This window comes from Thalassospira sp. CH_XMU1420-2 (genome assembly GCF_037029325.1).
Lineage (GTDB): Bacteria > Pseudomonadota > Alphaproteobacteria > Rhodospirillales > Thalassospiraceae > Thalassospira > Thalassospira povalilytica.
This window is the reverse complement of record NZ_JAYMEG010000007.1, coordinates 39,357-54,653: the sequence shown is the minus strand read 5'-3', so window position 1 is coordinate 54,653 and position 15,297 is coordinate 39,357. Positions and strand designations below refer to the sequence as shown.

Annotated in this window: 15 protein-coding genes; 9 read left to right on the top strand and 6 right to left on the bottom strand. The window is 54.4% G+C overall.

The window, feature by feature from the left end:
• The first annotated feature begins 26 nt into the window (after positions 1–26).
• On the top strand, positions 27–434 hold the full coding sequence (locus tag WA429_RS18550; protein WP_068518686.1) for a DUF779 domain-containing protein: 408 nt from the start codon (positions 27–29) through the stop codon (positions 432–434).
• A 181-nt stretch (positions 435–615) separates the two neighbouring features.
• On the opposite strand, the gene WA429_RS18545 is transcribed toward WA429_RS18550, so the two are convergent.
• Positions 616–1,626 carry a YeiH family protein gene (locus tag WA429_RS18545; RefSeq protein ID WP_287466647.1) on the bottom strand — a complete coding sequence of 337 codons (1,011 nt, stop codon included), beginning with the start codon at positions 1,624–1,626 and terminating at the stop codon, positions 616–618.
• A gap of 213 nt (positions 1,627–1,839) precedes the next feature.
• Between WA429_RS18545 and WA429_RS18540 the strand changes: the two genes are divergently transcribed.
• The 4 genes from WA429_RS18540 to WA429_RS18525 all read left to right on the top strand — a co-directional run bounded on the left by WA429_RS18540 (position 1,840) and on the right by WA429_RS18525 (position 5,462).
• Positions 1,840–2,751, top strand: a complete 912-nt coding sequence (locus tag WA429_RS18540; RefSeq protein ID WP_336107733.1) for a LysR substrate-binding domain-containing protein — start codon at positions 1,840–1,842, stop codon at positions 2,749–2,751.
• Positions 2,752–2,959: 208 nt separating this feature from the next.
• Positions 2,960–4,345, top strand: coding sequence for a cytochrome ubiquinol oxidase subunit I (locus WA429_RS18535; protein WP_287466646.1), 1,386 nt, complete (start codon positions 2,960–2,962; stop codon positions 4,343–4,345).
• A 2-nt stretch (positions 4,346–4,347) separates the two neighbouring features.
• On the top strand, positions 4,348–5,340 hold the full coding sequence (gene cydB / locus WA429_RS18530) for a cytochrome d ubiquinol oxidase subunit II (RefSeq protein ID WP_443082687.1): 993 nt from the start codon (positions 4,348–4,350) through the stop codon (positions 5,338–5,340).
• Positions 5,340–5,462, top strand: coding sequence for a DUF2474 domain-containing protein (locus tag WA429_RS18525; protein WP_287466644.1), 123 nt, complete (start codon positions 5,340–5,342; stop codon positions 5,460–5,462). The genes cydB and WA429_RS18525 overlap by 1 nt, the downstream gene beginning before the upstream one ends.
• A 97-nt stretch (positions 5,463–5,559) precedes the next feature.
• Here the strand turns inward: WA429_RS18525 and WA429_RS18520 are convergent, their stop codons facing one another.
• The 5 genes from WA429_RS18520 to WA429_RS18500 all read right to left on the bottom strand — a co-directional run bounded on the left by WA429_RS18520 (position 5,560) and on the right by WA429_RS18500 (position 10,376).
• Positions 5,560–6,777, bottom strand: coding sequence for an aminotransferase-like domain-containing protein (locus WA429_RS18520; RefSeq protein ID WP_287466643.1), 1,218 nt, complete (start codon positions 6,775–6,777; stop codon positions 5,560–5,562).
• Between the two features lie 156 nt (positions 6,778–6,933).
• Positions 6,934–7,752: a hypothetical protein gene (locus WA429_RS18515; protein WP_287466642.1), complete on the bottom strand. Its 819-nt coding sequence runs from the start codon at positions 7,750–7,752 to the stop codon at positions 6,934–6,936.
• A 116-nt stretch (positions 7,753–7,868) separates the two neighbouring features.
• Positions 7,869–8,702 carry a hypothetical protein gene (locus tag WA429_RS18510; protein ID WP_287466641.1) on the bottom strand — a complete coding sequence of 278 codons (834 nt, stop codon included), beginning with the start codon at positions 8,700–8,702 and terminating at the stop codon, positions 7,869–7,871.
• A 23-nt stretch (positions 8,703–8,725) separates the two neighbouring features.
• On the bottom strand, positions 8,726–9,565 hold the full coding sequence (locus tag WA429_RS18505) for a hypothetical protein (protein WP_287466640.1): 840 nt from the start codon (positions 9,563–9,565) through the stop codon (positions 8,726–8,728).
• 1 nt (position 9,566) lies between these two features.
• Positions 9,567–10,376 (bottom strand): hypothetical protein, encoded by an 810-nt coding sequence (locus WA429_RS18500; protein WP_287466639.1) that lies wholly within the window; start codon positions 10,374–10,376, stop codon positions 9,567–9,569.
• 376 nt (positions 10,377–10,752) lie between these two features.
• Between WA429_RS18500 and cysD the strand changes: the two genes are divergently transcribed.
• From cysD to WA429_RS18480, 4 genes are all read left to right on the top strand, one after another.
• Positions 10,753–11,646 carry a sulfate adenylyltransferase subunit CysD gene (cysD, locus tag WA429_RS18495; RefSeq protein WP_242513048.1) on the top strand — a complete coding sequence of 298 codons (894 nt, stop codon included), beginning with the start codon at positions 10,753–10,755 and terminating at the stop codon, positions 11,644–11,646.
• Positions 11,646–13,565 (top strand): sulfate adenylyltransferase subunit CysN, encoded by a 1,920-nt coding sequence (gene cysN / locus WA429_RS18490; protein ID WP_287466638.1) that lies wholly within the window; start codon positions 11,646–11,648, stop codon positions 13,563–13,565. Before cysD ends, cysN begins: the two co-directional genes overlap by 1 nt.
• A gap of 187 nt (positions 13,566–13,752) precedes the next feature.
• On the top strand, positions 13,753–14,439 hold the full coding sequence (locus tag WA429_RS18485) for a hypothetical protein (RefSeq protein ID WP_287466637.1): 687 nt from the start codon (positions 13,753–13,755) through the stop codon (positions 14,437–14,439).
• Between the two features lie 104 nt (positions 14,440–14,543).
• Positions 14,544–15,254, top strand: a complete 711-nt coding sequence (locus WA429_RS18480; RefSeq protein ID WP_287466636.1) for a GNAT family N-acetyltransferase — start codon at positions 14,544–14,546, stop codon at positions 15,252–15,254.
• Positions 15,255–15,297: the final 43 nt, after the last annotated feature.

Here is a 15,297-nt window from a genome sequence, read left to right as displayed (position 1 = left end):
CATTTTTCGCGACCAAGGAGATCCCCATGACCGGATCAGAAACCATCCCCGACCGGGTTACCGCAACCGATGCGGCGATTGAACTGATCAGGAAGCTTAAATCCATCCATGGCCCGGTGATGTTTCATCAGTCGGGCGGTTGTTGTGACGGCAGTGCCCCGATGTGCTTCCCGGACGGGGAATTCAAAACCGGCGATCAGGATGTGCTTTTGGGCAAGATCGAAGACAGCCCGTTCTATATCGGACGTGCCCAGTTCGAATATTGGCAACATACCCAACTGATCATTGATGTGGTGGACGGGCGTGGCGGGATGTTTTCGCTTGAGGGGCCCGAAGGCAAACGCTTCCTGACCCGATCCAGAATATTCAGCGACGACGAATGGAAGGCCCTTAAAAAGGCCGAGGAGCAAAACCCGCTGATCTCTGAAACCTGATTTCTGTGTGTTACCCGTGGCGTTTCGCATCCGGTGTCATCCCCCATGATGCCCACTCCCCGAAACGCCGGAAGATGCTGACGGTTTTCCTACCCTTTCCGTGGCTTCTTCTTCCTTGCCCGCTGCCTTTACCCATTCAGGCAGCGGGTATTTTTTTATCCGGACGGTGGGTGGGTAAATTCTACGCCGTGCCAAGCAGCACGATCACAAAACCGCTTAGCATGCAAAGCACTGCAAGCGACATCAGGGCCGCCACCACAACCCGCCCGCCGACATGCATGACATTGCGGATATCAACACTTAATCCCAATGCCGCCATGGCAAGAATGGTCAGGAACGAAGACACGGTTTTCATGCCGCCCAGGGCAAATTCCGGTAACAGCCCGAACGAACGGGCCGTCATCATGACGATAAAGCCGATAATGAACCATGGCACGACCTGCGCAATCGGAAGACGGGTTTCACGTGCCCGCCCGCCAATCAGCGCCAGGCTGAAAATCACCGGCCCCAGCATCAAAACCCGGATCAGCTTGACCAATGTGCCGACCTGCACCGCCAAGGCCCCAGCCGGTGCGGTTGCGGCCAGAACCTGTGGCACTGCATAAACCGTCAGGCCCGAAAAAACACCATATTGGGTGGCGGATAATCCAAGCCCGGCATGCAGCATCGGCAGGATGAAAACAAACAGAACGCCAAGTATCGCGGTAAAGGAAATCGATGCCGCCACATCGTCCGACCGTGCATCAATCACCGGTGCGGTTGCGGCAATCGCCGAATTACCGCAAATCGAATTGCCACATGCCACCAGCATCGCAAGATGCCGGGTCAGTCCAAGTGCACGCCCGATATGATAGCTGACAAACAGGCTGATACAGACAACGGCAATGATTGCCGCCACCAGCCCGCCCCCGGCCGATCCGATGGCCTGCGCACTGATTGACCCGCCCAGCAATACGATGGCAATTTCAAGCACCGTCTTGCCACAAAACCGCACCCCGGCGAAATAACGCGGCGCCAGACCAAACACGGATCGCACCACCACCCCGATCAGAATGGCAAAGACCAGACTTTCCACCCAGCCCCGCCCCAGCAAAACACGTTCGGCATGCTCGACAAGCTTGGCGGCAAGCGCGACCATAAGGGTCACGGCAAGTCCGGGCAGGATCGGTTTGATGCGGGTGTTAAAAAACATGATTTTCCTGTGTTTTGATCACAGTCGGAAAATCTCACGCCAAACCATTTACTTCCATCGAATAAAAATTCATATTTTATTCGATTAAATCGAATGATTAAGGCGAGCCCCCCATCACGCGGCCCCGCCATTGCAAACAGCCCAGTGCGCGGCGCCGGACTCTGCCCCGCGTTTAAAGTCCCCCGGCATGGGCGGGAAAGACGCCAGACCACAGTGGAAGATACCAACGCCATGATGACGCTTGAACAATTGCAGATCTTTGTTGCCGTCGCCGAACGCGAACATCTGACCCGCGCGGCCGAGGCCATTGGCCTAACCCCGTCTGCGGTCAGTTCGGCAATCAAGAACCTGGAAGGTTTTTATGGCGTGGCGCTGTTTAACCGGGTTGGTCGGCGGATTGAACTGACCCAGACCGGGCGACTGTTTTTGGATGAAGCCAAATCAACACTGGCCCGTGCGCGTGCCGCCGAACTGACACTGGCCGAACTGGGTGGCATGCAACGTGGTGATTTGAACGTTTATGCCAGCCAAACCATTGCCAGTTACTGGTTGCCGCCGTTCCTGATGAAGTTTCATGACCAGTATCCCGGCATTGAAATTCACCTGACAATCGGCAACACCAAAACCGTATCGGATGCCGTGCGTGGCGGGGCCGCCGATATCGGCTTTATCGAAGGCGACATTGATGAACCCGCCCTGGCCAAGCGCGAAGTTGCCGAAGATGCGCTGGTGATTGTGGTTGGCCCCAAGCATCCCTGGGCCGATGGCAGGCCGCTGACCGCACAGGCCCTGATCACCCAGACCAACTGGATCCTGCGCGAAACCGGATCAGGTACCAGATCGGAATTCGAAAGCGCGTTGCGTGATCTTGATATTGATCCGGCGCGCCTTAAAACCGCGCTGGTCCTGCCCAGTAACGAAGCAGTCATTACCGCGGTTGAAACCGGCACGGCTGCCACCGCTGTTTCACAATTCGCGGTCAGTTCCCTGATCGCGCAGGGTCGCCTGGCGCGCGCAAGCTTCCCCATCCCGCCACGCAAATTCATGGTCCTGCGTCACAAGGAACGCAAACAGACGCAAAGTTCACTGGCGCTGGAAAAGCTGTGTCTGGATCAGGGCGGTTGATCTTCCTGGCCCAGGAATTGGAAATTTTCCAAATGTAAATTGCGAATGCGCAATGCAGCATTTCTCGCAAACTTCTATCGATTTCCTTATACAGACCGGCTCCTGATTGATGGTTTAAGCTCGTCAGGTCAATCAATGAACGGTTTCGCATTGCAGTGAAATACGGGGTCGGACAGGAAGGCTTTGCCTGATAGAAGGACCAACGCCAATGCTTGATGCAGAAATATTGGCACGCATACAGTTTGCTTTTACCGTTTCATTCCACATCATTTTCCCGTCATTCACCATCGGGCTTGCGAGCTTTTTGTTCGTGCTTGAAGCGATGTGGTTGCGCACCCGTGATGACACCTATCTGGCACTTTACAAATTCTGGCTGAAAATCTTTGCGCTGGCCTTTGGTATGGGGGTCGTGTCCGGGATTGTGATGTCCTATCAGTTTGGTACGAACTGGGGACCGTTTTCGGAATTTACCGGCGGCGTGATCGGCCCGTTGATGGCGTATGAAGTTCTAAGCGCCTTCTTCCTTGAGGCCGGCTTCCTTGGCATCATGCTGTTTGGCTTAAACCGGGTCGGGCCAAAGCTTCATTTTCTTGCCACCACCATGGTTGCGGTTGGCACCCTGTTTTCGGCCTTCTGGATTTTGTCGGCCAATAGCTGGATGCAAACACCTGATGGCTATGTGATTGAAAATGGTCGTGCGGTTGTCACAAGCTGGATCGATGCGATTTTCAATCCAAGTTTCCCCTATCGTCTGGTTCATATGGTGCTGGCCGCCTATCTGACCACCGCCTTTGTCGTGGGTGCCGTCGGGGCGCTGCATTTGTTGCGCGATCGGGAAAACCGCGCGGCCCGCATCATGTTTTCCATGGCCATGTGGATGGCAGCCATTGTCGCCCCGATCCAGATCGTCGCAGGTGACATGCACGGGCTTAATACGCTTGAACATCAACCGGCCAAGGTTGCCGCGATGGAAGGCCATTTTGAAACCCGCGACGGCGCACCGCTGATCCTGTTTGGCCTGCCCGACATGAAGGCCGAGGAAACAAAATACGCGATAGAAATCCCCAAGCTGGGCTCGATGATCCTGACCCATGACTGGGATGGAAAGATCACGGGGCTTAAGGATTTCGCACCGGAAGACCGCCCCAATGCCCCGATCGTTTTCTGGACATTCCGGATCATGGTCGGCATCGGGGTCTTGATGGCCTTGCTTGGCATCGCAAGCCTGATCGCCCGGTTCCGGCACAAGCTTTATGACTGCAAGCATTTGCATCGCTTTGCACTGGTCATGGGACCAAGCGGCTTTGTCGCCATTCTGGCAGGCTGGTTCACCACCGAAGTCGGGCGGCAGCCATGGGTGGTTTATGGATTGATGCGCACATCCGAAGCCGGATCACCCGTAACCGCCACGGCAATTGCCGGATCACTAATCGCCTTTGTTGTCGTTTATTCCATCGTGTTCGGGGTTGGCACGGCCTATATCCTGCGCGCCATGAACCATGATCCGCGGAACTCCCATGTGCCGACTGGTGAATTCCTTCGTGCCGGGGGCCGTCAATTGGCCGCGCATAACAATCCGCAGGCAGGAGAATGATCATGGATTATCAACTGATCTGGGTTCTTTTGATCGCGGTTGCGGTTTTCGCCTATGTCACGCTCGACGGTTTTGATCTTGGGATCGGCATTCTGTTTCCGTTCATCAAGGACCCGGTCAAACGCGGTCGCATGATGAATACGGTCGCCCCGATCTGGGATGGCAATGAGACCTGGCTGGTGCTGGGGGGCGGCGGGCTTTATGCCGCCTTCCCCAAGGCCTATTCACTGCTGATGACGGCCTTTTACATTCCGGTGTTTGTCATGCTGCTTGCCCTTGTTTTTCGGGGTGTGGCGTTTGAATTCCGGTTCAAAAGCAAGAACCATCAGAAACATTGGGATATCGCCTTTTCGGCCGGGTCAATCATTGCAAGCGCCATGCAGGGTGCGATGCTGGGCGGCTTTATCGAGGGCATTGCCGTTGAAAATGGCCGCTTTGTCGGCGGGGCGTTTGACTGGCTCAGTCCGTTTTCGATCTTTTGCGCCACGGCGGTTGTTGTCGGCTATGCCCTGCTTGGTACCGGCTGGCTGATCATGAAGATGGAAGGCGATTTTCAGGGCAATCTGCGCCGTCTTGCCAAACCGGCCGTGATCTGGATGGCGGCAAACCTTGCTGTAGTGTCGCTGATGACCACTTACGTCAACCCGGCCTATGCCGAACGCTGGTTTGCAATGCCCAATCTGGCCTTTCTGGCCCCGATCCCATTGATCACGGCCGGGCTTTTAGTCTGGTTGTGGCGGGCGGTTTCGCATCGGGAAAAGACGGTCTTTGGCATTACGCTTGGCATCTTTTTCCTGTGCTATCTGGGTTTTGGCATCACGCTTTATCCCAATATCGTCCCGCCAATGATCACATTCCGAGACGCGGCGGCACCGCAAAACAGCCTTGCCTTCATGCTGGTCGGGGCCGTGATCCTGCTGCCGGTGATCTTTGCCTATACCGCTTATGCCTATTGGGTGTTCCGCGGAAAGGTCAGTGACGAGGGGTATCATTAATGCCGCACATCACTTCGGAAAGAACCAGACGTCTGCTTTGGTTTATCGGGCTTTATATCGGCGGGATCGTCGGGGTCGGGCTTGCGGCCTTGGTGCTTAAGGCCATGCTGGGTCAGGCATAAACATCCCCGAGTACATATGAAATTGCCTGTCATAATCCCCCGGACAGGCAGTCGCCCGGCAGCAAAATCCCCCACCCTGCTGCCGGGTTCTTTTTTTCTACTGGTTGTCCTTGCGCCGGATCAGATCGGCAAGGCGTTCGATCCCGGCGCGAATGCGTTCGGGCTTTTCGGTGGCGAAGCTGAACCGGGCAGTATTGCGCCCCGACTGGTCACAGAAAAAGGCCTGACCGGGGACAAAGGCGACCTTGGCGCCTTCCATTGCCTCGACCAGAAGGGCGCGGGCGTCAATATTGTCAGGCAATGTTAACCATACAAACATGCCGCCCTTGGGCCGGGAATAGCTGACATCATCTGGCATGAATTCATCCATCGCACCCAGCATCGCATCGCGCTTGGCGCGGTATGCATCACGCAGGGTTTCAATATGGGCCGGGAACAGCTTGCTTGAGGCACGAAGCGCAATTTCCTGATTGATGGTTGAAACATGCAGATCGCCCGCCTGCTTCATCAGAACCAGTTGGCGGATCACCGGGCGCGGTGCGGTTACCCAACCAATGCGCAAGGCCGGGGCCAGCGTTTTGGAAAACGTGCCCAGCTGAATGACGCAACCGGCATCCGGATTGCTGCCCGCTTCATCAAGTGCCAGAAGCGATGGCAGAGTTTCGCCTTCATAGGACAGCTTGCAATAGGCGGCATCCTCGATAATCACCGCGCCATATTTGCGCGCCGTTTCCAGAACCGCCATCCGGCGATCCAGGCTATAGGACCGACCGGTCGGGTTCTGGAAATCGGGTGCCAGATAGGCAATGCGTGCACCATTGGCAAAGGCCGCATCAAGTTCGGCAATGACCGGACCATCTTCATCCATATTGATGCCGACATAGCTTGGCCGACGCATCGAAAAGGCCTGCATGGCGCCAAGGTAACTTGGCTTTTCCAGTACAATCTCGCGGCCGGGCTCCAGCAATAGGCGCGCAATCATATCAAGTGCCTGCTGCGCCCCGCAGGTGATCAGGATATTGTCGATATTGCGGGTCGCCCCCGACTGGGCCAGATCATCGGCAATCCATTGGCGCAATCCCGGCAGACCTTCGCTGATCGAATATTGCAGACTGCGACGGCCGGCCGTCTCATCGCGGGTCAGGCCATCAAACATGTCATGAAAATCAGACAACGGGAAAAGATCCGGGTCCGGCACCCCACCGGCGAACGAGGTAATTTCCGGGCGCTCGGCAACCTTCAGCAAATCACGAATTTCCGACGCCCGCAAAGCACGGGCATCGGGCACAATCATCTCGTTCCATTGGATCGTCATGGCATCCTCATTAGGTCAGTCTTCTTGACGTTATTTGGCAAGCAACACTGACCTAAATCAAGTTTATTTTTATATGGGCGACAATTTTGAAATAAAATTACCTATTGAGCCGATAACACACCGATAGTTTGCAAATCCCGCATTAAAGGGATTCCGTCATGATTTCAAAGAGATGATAAAAGCGCGGGAAAAAATCACCGAAAGCAGCACAATGACAAAGCATGTCATTGCTCCGTTGAAAATTGCTGAAATCACCAGCAATCCGGTATCGGCGGGAATTCCGATTGCCTGCACAATCGCGACCACCTGCCCCGTCACAGGTACGAACAGAGCCGCGATTACCGGCAGAACAAGGAAGATGCCAACCATCCGCCAAAGAACGAACCGGAATGTTGTTTTTCCGCGGGACCATGTCGCGACTAATGATGGGTCAGCGCCACAAATCACGGCTCCACCCCATGTGGCTGCCATCGCAACCAGACACAGAAAAGCCATCACGACGACAGCACCAATCCCGAGCCCCTCGGTATTGGCTTCCACGTCATCATTACCCACTAACAACCGCAGAATATCGGGGACAAGAAACAGCTGATAGATCAGAATCATCACCGCCATCAGCAGTGCCAGTAAGATCATACCGGCAAAGAACATTCCGGTAGCCCTGCGGTCGACGATGCTAAACGCGGACCATCCGGCCGATCTGGTCAGCACGGAAACATGCGCACAGAATGCAACACTGACCACGGCCACCGCATTGATCAGAAAGCGGGCAACAAACCAGATCCCACCCCAAACAGAAATTGCCCCGTCCGGGCCAAGCACCCCCGAACGCGGCAATATCGCATCGAAAGCCGTAAACAGAACCATCCACAGCAACGCCGCAGCAATGACAGACCGGCATTGCCAGAACACGTCCCATGCGTCCTGAAGTATCCAGGCCTTAAAGTCGTTGTGCGCTACAATCTTGGCCCCCATCTCTCACCAGTCTTTTCCGTAAACAGACCGGTATATGGCGATTGCCGGTTTGACCTGGAAGCGCGGTCACGACATCACGCTGACCCGGCATTCTGGGTTCTGGCGAAGGTCTTGCGTTATCGGGCCGACAAACCTAGCCCGTCCTCGCCCGGTATGTGATCCTTGCGCAGCCGCTCTTCTCCGAGAATGAGGGTCCGGGATGCAACGGTGCCAAGCAGAACATTTACAATCAGCAACTTGCCTGCACCAAACAATGCCCCCAACACGAAAAGAAGAGGAAGCCGAGTAAGCCCACCACCCGTTTCAGCCAATAATCCGATCGAAAGGTCGCCCAGCAAGAGATACGTCACATCCACAATCAGTGAAAACAGAAACGGACCAATCAAAAGTCCCGTAAGACCAAAGGCCAGTGTTCTCCATCCTCGTTTGACAGCCCGCAACAACCCCTTGTCAAATTTCAATATGACAGCAGGCACCCAGGTCGCCACGAACAGAAACAAAATCAGGGCGAAGATCGTCCTGATCAGACCTCCGACAAGTATCATTGAATGTTCCAGAGACGTGCTGTCGCCTGCCAGATCCCTGATATCGCTTGTGGTTAAAATCAACGTCCCGTCAACAGTCAGAAAGTAAAGAATGGACGGCACAGAAACCAGCAGGCTTAAAAATAAGTAGCGCGGAACAAACCGCAGCAGGCTGCGCATTCCTAGCTTGGTGGTTCCAGTTATCAACCAGAAGCACGTGACATATAGAACGGCACATTCGAATGCGAATTCCAACCCGGCATTGATCAAATCGACCATACCCCCGCCGACATAGAGCAAAGAGTATCGGATCAAAGCGAATGCGCCACAAAGAAATGCCAAAGCACGCCAGTTTGCGCATATCACATCAAAGCTTTTTGCCCAGATGCCTGTAACATACGCCCTTGGCTTGGTTGGCTTAACCATTCCCGCCACCATGATGCACAATGTCATTCATGAGCAAGTGATGGATCTGAAGCGATATTTGCTTGCTCCGCCGTCAAACGCTTTTCGCCCAGTTGATAGGCACGCGATACGATCACAACAATCATGGCACCGATGACAATATATTGAAGGCTGCTTACCACCATTGTTATGACTGAGGTTGCGTTAAAGGCCAGCGCGCCATCGCTTGATATCAGCGGTTGCCCACCTGCTGTCTGAACCAGATTTACAATCATCGAGCCCAGAAAAAGCATCAACACAGGACCCAGCAAAACCCGTCCTGTAACGTACCATACAGTCTTCCGTCCTCTCGCAACCGCACGTCCCACGCCACTTCCATCGCCGATAAGGGCCGCGGGCAACAATGTTGCAAAGAAGACCAAAACGATCCAAAGAACCACGAAGGTTAAGATGCTGGAAATGCCTATGGCAGACAGGTTCTCGATCTTGGCCATGTCTTCCGGAGACAACATGAAATGGCCGGTCAGGACAAACAGCCCCAATGATGCGGGCAAGGTATCAAGAAGTTGCAGGACAATATAACGCCCTGAAAAAAGCCGGACACGCGACGCATCAAATTCCTTGAATGCCGCAATGCCTGCGTACCCATTTTGCAACCAAGCAAACAGCGACAGCGCAAAATATCCCCAGATGACAAGCCCAAGCACATAGATGACATAGACCTGGCCGGAAAAAGGTGCTGCGAACTGCCAGAAAGCCATTGCCAGCATCAGGATGGCCACAATTAGAGTGCTGGCCCAGCAGCGCAAAATCGCAACAAAACTGGTCTTACAGATACCTGGCTGTTTGGGGCTGGTTTGGACAGTCTCTTTATCTTGCGCCATTTCAGATCGCCTCTGCCTGTTTGAGTTCGGTTGCCGGTTGGCTTGCATCAGCCAGACGCGCCTCGCCAAGCTGATAGGCGCGTGACAGGACCACGGCGACAAGAACAACGCCGGTTGCCCATACCAGATAGGCCAGACCGCTCATGGCTATATCAAATGGCACAAATTGCAGTTCGCTTGCGTGAATGGTGTATGTGCGAACGGCTTCGGAAAACCGCCCGGGCAACAGGAACACGGTTATAAGGAACAATACGATATTGGCGCCCGGTCCGACGATCAGGCGTGACGTCACATAGCCGATTGTTTTGCGACCGCGTGCAAATGCCCGCCGGATCGACGAACCATCGGCCATGATTGCTGCTGGCAGCCAGGTCCCCACCAAACCAAGTGCGACCAGCATCGCTACCCCGTAAAAGGCAAGCACCGCAACCATCACCAGGAAAAACCGAACGTCTTCCGGCGCCGCCTTGATTTCGGGGATCGCCAAAATTGGAACCATCACGAAAAGTGCCGGAATAAGCGTCACCATGGCCACGGCAAAGCCGCGCATGAAGAACTTGAAGAAAGCGCGTTTTTCAAGCGCCCCCACCGCGGAAAACCCGCTGACATTGCGCAAAACCGTCATGTGACAGGCAATGGCAAGATACGCGCCGACAAAATAGGTCGGCAAATCCGGTGATTCCATATCAGGCCGCAAGGCATAAATCACGATATCCATGATCCACAATGCCGCAACCGCCGCAGTAAAAATCACGATGTTTTTGCGAATGACGTCTGTGGCCTCGCCCCAGATCGTGATGTCGAATTTCATGCCTGTCCCCCAAGCGCGTTTAACGTGAATTCCCTTCTGGCAATGCTACTTTTCCCGCATGGCGTTTCCTGTGACTTCTGTCACACCTATCCGCCTGTGACAGGCCCCCTCCTTATGAACAGTGCCTGCTGAGATTGCTTTGGCGTGCCTGACTTTTAGCTATTGGCAATTGCGGCAGCGGCCGATAAATTAAACACATGGGGAATGTTAAATATAATTGGACCACAAAAATTTGTGTAAAAATAGAAATCACACTTGCGTTGCGGCGCATTCCATATTACCCATCAAAGCCAAGTGAAATACAATTATAAACACAAAAAATTGTGTTGATTGCCACAGTTTTGATTGATCGGCAGGAAAGAGAATGCAGCCCAATCTGACCCATCTCCGCCAGCTTGAGGCAGAGAGTATCCATATCATCCGCGAGGTTGCGGCATCGTTTGAACGGCCGGTGATGCTTTATTCCATCGGCAAGGATTCATCGGTTCTGCTGCATCTGGCGCGCAAGGCGTTCTATCCCGCACCGCCGCCCTTCCCGCTGATGCATGTTGATACCACCTGGAAATTCCGCGAAATGATCGAATTTCGCGACCGGATGGCGGCCGAATATGGTTTTGATCTGATTGTTCACATCAATCAGGACGGTGTCGAACGCGGCATTGGTCCGTTCACCCATGGGTCAAGCCTGCATACCGATGTCATGAAAACGGAATCGCTTAAACAGGCGCTGAACAAATACAAGTTCGATGCGGCCTTTGGCGGGGCGCGGCGTGACGAGGAAAAGGCACGCGCCAAGGAACGTGTATTTTCCTTCCGGACCGAAACCCATCGCTGGGACCCGAAAAACCAGCGCCCGGAATTGTGGGATATCTATAACGCCCGGATCAACAAAGGCGAAAGCATCCGTGCTTTCCCGATCTCGAACTGGACCGAGCTTGATATCTGGCAATACATCTATCTCGAACAGATCCCGATCGTGCCACTGTATTATTCGGCAAAACGTCCGGTGGTCGAACGCGATGGCATGCTGATAATGGTTGATGACGACCGCATGCCGCTTAAACCGGGCGAAAAGCCGGAAATGAAGTCGGTACGTTTCAGAACGCTTGGTTGCTATCCGCTGACCGGTGCCGTTGAGTCCGAGGCAGCGACCCTGCCCGAAATTATCCAGGAAATGCTTCTGACCCGTTCAAGCGAACGTCAGGGCCGCATGATTGACCATGACCAGGCCGGGTCGATGGAGAAGAAGAAGCAGGAAGGTTACTTCTGATGGCGCATAAATCTGACCTTATTGCTGATGATATCCTTGGCTACCTCAAAGCCCAGGAAGAAAAAAGCCTTCTGCGTTTCATCACCTGCGGCAGTGTCGATGACGGAAAATCGACCCTGATCGGTCGTCTGCTTTGGGATTCCAAACTGATTTTCGAAGACCAGCTGGCGGCGCTGGAATCTGACAGCCGCAAGGTTGGCACCCAGGGCGGCGAGATTGATTTCGCCCTGCTGCTTGATGGTCTTCAGGCCGAACGCGAACAGGGCATCACCATTGATGTCGCCTATCGCTTCTTCTCGACCGACAAGCGCAAATTTATTGTCGCCGATACGCCGGGCCACGAACAATATACGCGGAACATGGCAACCGGTGCCTCGACTGCCGATGTTGCCGTGATCCTGATTGATGCGCGTAAAGGCATCCTGACCCAGACCCGTCGCCACAGCTTCATCACGTCCCTTCTGGGCATCAAGCACGTGGTTCTGGCCGTCAACAAGATGGACCTGATCGATTATGATCAGTCCAAATTTGACGAAATCGTCGCTGCCTATAACGAATTCGCAGCACAGCTGAATTACAGCTCGATCACCGCGATCCCGCTATCTGCCCTTCGTGGCGATAACATGATCGAAGCCAGCACCAATACACCCTGGTATTCCGGTCCGCCGCTTCTGGCTCATCTTGAGGACATTCAGGTCGAACAGGACGCGATCAACAAGCCGTTCCGTCTTCCGGTGCAGTGGGTCAACCGCCCGAACCTTGATTTCCGCGGCTTTTCCGGCACTGTTTCTTCGGGTCGGGTCAAACCGGGTGATGAAATTGTTGTCACCGCATCGGGGCAGACCAGCAAGGTCAAGGAAATCGTCACCTTTGACGGCAACCTTGATGAAGCCATCGCCGGTCAGGCCATCACCCTGACCCTTGAAGACGAGATTGATATTTCGCGCGGTGATGTTCTGGCGGCATCCGATGCCAAACCGGAATTCGCTGATCAGTTCGAAGCCCGCATCATCTGGATGCATGAAGATCATCTTCTGCCCGGTCGCCCCTATCTGATCAAGATGGGCGCACAGGTAACAAGCGCACAGATCAGCGACCTTAAATACAAGGTCAATGTCAATACGCTCGAACATGTGGCGGGCAAGACGCTTGAACTGAACGAAGTCGGGATTGCCAATATCTCCGCGGACAAGGCACTGGCCTTTGATCCCTATGACGAAAACCGTCATTCGGGCCGTTTCATCATCATTGACCGCTTCACCAATGCGACTGTTGGTGCGGGCATGGTCAACCATTCCCTTCGCCGTGCGACCAACATCAAATGGCAGGAAATGGACATCAACAAACAGGCACGTGCCTATCAGAAAGGCCAGAAATCGGTCGTTCTGTGGTTCACCGGCCTGTCGGGTGCGGGCAAATCAACCGTCGCCAACCTGGTGGAGAAAAAGCTCCATGCGCTTGGCAAGCACACCTACACCCTTGATGGTGACAATGTGCGTCATGGCCTGAACAAGGATCTTGGCTTTACCGATGCGGACCGTGTCGAAAACATCCGCCGCGTTGGTGAAACCGCCAAGCTGTTCGTTGATGCCGGTGTGATTACGCTGGTCTCCTTTATCTCGCCATTCAAAAGCGAACGCCAGCTTGCCCGCAGCCTTGTTGAAAAAGACGAATTTATCGAAGTCTTTATCGACACCCCGCTGGAAGTCTGTGAACAGCGCGATGTCAAAGGCCTTTATAAAAAGGCGCGCGCCGGCGAGATCGCCAATTTCACCGGGATTTCAAGCCCCTATGAGCGGCCCGAAAATGCCGAGATCGTGGTCAACACCGCCGATCAAAGCGCAGAAGAAGCCGCCGAACAGATTGTCGCCAAACTCGAAGAATTTGGCGTTCTCGGGGCCTGGTATCCCGACATCTGATGACCTGCCCGATTTGATCAACACAAAACCCGACAGTTCCGACTGTCGGGTTTTGTTTTATTCCGGGCTCCGAAATCTGGCATCGCCCCAATCATCACAAGACCAGCCCGATTACAGCCCCACCTGCGACCTTGTAAAATACCAGCCCGAAGGTAACATCAAAACAGGACCCGGAACGGAGGTGCCAATGCGGTTTTGCCCGCGTCTGGATGTCGATACATGGCTTTTGTCATTTGTGGCCATTGCACTGTACCTGTTTGTGCCAGATCCCCTTTTGGCAGAGGAAACAGGTTTTCGCATTGGCGCGCATGTATCGCTTAACAACCAGTGGGCCCGATATACCACACCGGCCAACCGCAATCTTGCCGCCGCCCTTCAGGCCAGAACGTCGTCGGGTTCGATCGAAACCCTTCCAAATGATCGGCTTTTCCATCTGTATCGTTCCGGTGAACTTGATTGCATTCTGACCGGTGGCTGGCCCCATGATGATCCGCAACTCGTTTCAAAACATGCACTAAGCTTCGAAGTCCGTCTGTTCACCCGCAAAGATGTTGACCTTGGCAGCAAGGATCAGGTTCTGGTTGGTCGCCTGAAACAATTTCCCCCGCCGCCATTACCCCTGCCCGATACGATGATTGACTGGGTGGCCCTGCAAAACCTTAAACAGGGCTTTGATCTTTTGCGGGCCGGGCGCATTGATGCGCTGCTTGCCGATCCGTCCCATGTGCAAAATGCCCCTGGCGCCCCGCATGACGGCATCGTTGCCGCCGACCTTCCGCCTGTTAGACGCTTTGACGTGCCGCTGCTCTGTCATGACAATGAACGCAATCGGCATTTCCTTGATATCCTTGATCAAACATCCCTGACCCAGTGACACGAGCCCGCCGATTGGCCCTACCGGTTTGATAAAACTGGCCCTTGTCGACGGGACCGATTTCAGCAAATCTGGCTTTCCACTGTTCGTTGTCAGGAAGAAACATGACCTCGCCCCACAAAGATGTTTTTGGAAAACCGGTTGGCCATCCCGTTGAAAACTGGACCGGATGCGCCATGCCGCCACGCAGCGACATGGTCGGCCAGCATGTGATCGTCAGCCCGCTTGACCTTGCCCGCGATGCCAGGCACCTGTTTGATGCCAACACCATGGCACAGGACGGGTCACGCTTTACCTATCTTTCGACCAATGCGTTCAACGATTTTGCCAGCTACAAGGCGTGGCTGGAAACCATGGCGGGTCAAAGTGACCCGATGCTTCATGCCATCATCGACAAAACCCGCAATTCGGCGGTTGGCGTTGCGGCCTTTATGCGCATTGATGCCGCGAATGGGTCGGTTGAAATCGGCAATATCAATTATTCCCCGGCATTGTCGCAAACCATTGGCGGGACCGAGGCGATGTATCTGATGATGCGGCGCGCCTTTGACGAACTTGGCTATCGCCGCTACGAATGGAAATGCGACGATCAGAACGCCCCGTCCCGCGCCGCCGCCGCCCGGTATGGCTTCACCTATGAAGGCACGTTCCGCAACCATATGGTCTATAAGGACCGCAATCGTGATACCGCGTGGTTTTCCATCACCGCCGAAGAATGGCCCGCTATTCGCAGCGGGTTCGAAGCATGGCTGTCACCGGACAATTTTGACGCCAATGGCAAACAGCGCCAGCGACTGGAAGACCTGCGCCCCTGACTTGCCGCGCGGCGGGCATATCCGGGGGACCGGGCATCAATAT

Bases quoted from the DNA above. Each gene is read 5' to 3' on its own strand.
- WA429_RS18550 (WP_068518686.1), top strand. From the start codon at position 27: ATGACCGGATCAGAAACCATCCCCGACCGGGTTACCGCAACCGATGCG.
- WA429_RS18545 (WP_287466647.1), bottom strand. From the start codon at position 1,626: ATGTTTTTTAACACCCGCATCAAACCGATCCTGCCCGGACTTGCCGTG.
- WA429_RS18535 (WP_287466646.1), top strand. From the start codon at position 2,960: ATGCTTGATGCAGAAATATTGGCACGCATACAGTTTGCTTTTACCGTT.
- cydB (WP_443082687.1), top strand. From the start codon at position 4,348: ATGGATTATCAACTGATCTGGGTTCTTTTGATCGCGGTTGCGGTTTTC.
- WA429_RS18525 (WP_287466644.1), top strand. From the start codon at position 5,340: ATGCCGCACATCACTTCGGAAAGAACCAGACGTCTGCTTTGGTTTATC.
- WA429_RS18520 (WP_287466643.1), bottom strand. From the start codon at position 6,777: ATGACGATCCAATGGAACGAGATGATTGTGCCCGATGCCCGTGCTTTG.
- WA429_RS18515 (WP_287466642.1), bottom strand. From the start codon at position 7,752: ATGGGGGCCAAGATTGTAGCGCACAACGACTTTAAGGCCTGGATACTT.
- WA429_RS18510 (WP_287466641.1), bottom strand. From the start codon at position 8,702: ATGGTTAAGCCAACCAAGCCAAGGGCGTATGTTACAGGCATCTGGGCA.
- WA429_RS18505 (WP_287466640.1), bottom strand. From the start codon at position 9,565: ATGGCGCAAGATAAAGAGACTGTCCAAACCAGCCCCAAACAGCCAGGT.
- WA429_RS18500 (WP_287466639.1), bottom strand. From the start codon at position 10,376: ATGAAATTCGACATCACGATCTGGGGCGAGGCCACAGACGTCATTCGC.
- cysN (WP_287466638.1), top strand. From the start codon at position 11,646: ATGGCGCATAAATCTGACCTTATTGCTGATGATATCCTTGGCTACCTC.
- WA429_RS18485 (WP_287466637.1), top strand. From the start codon at position 13,753: ATGCGGTTTTGCCCGCGTCTGGATGTCGATACATGGCTTTTGTCATTT.
- WA429_RS18480 (WP_287466636.1), top strand. From the start codon at position 14,544: ATGACCTCGCCCCACAAAGATGTTTTTGGAAAACCGGTTGGCCATCCC.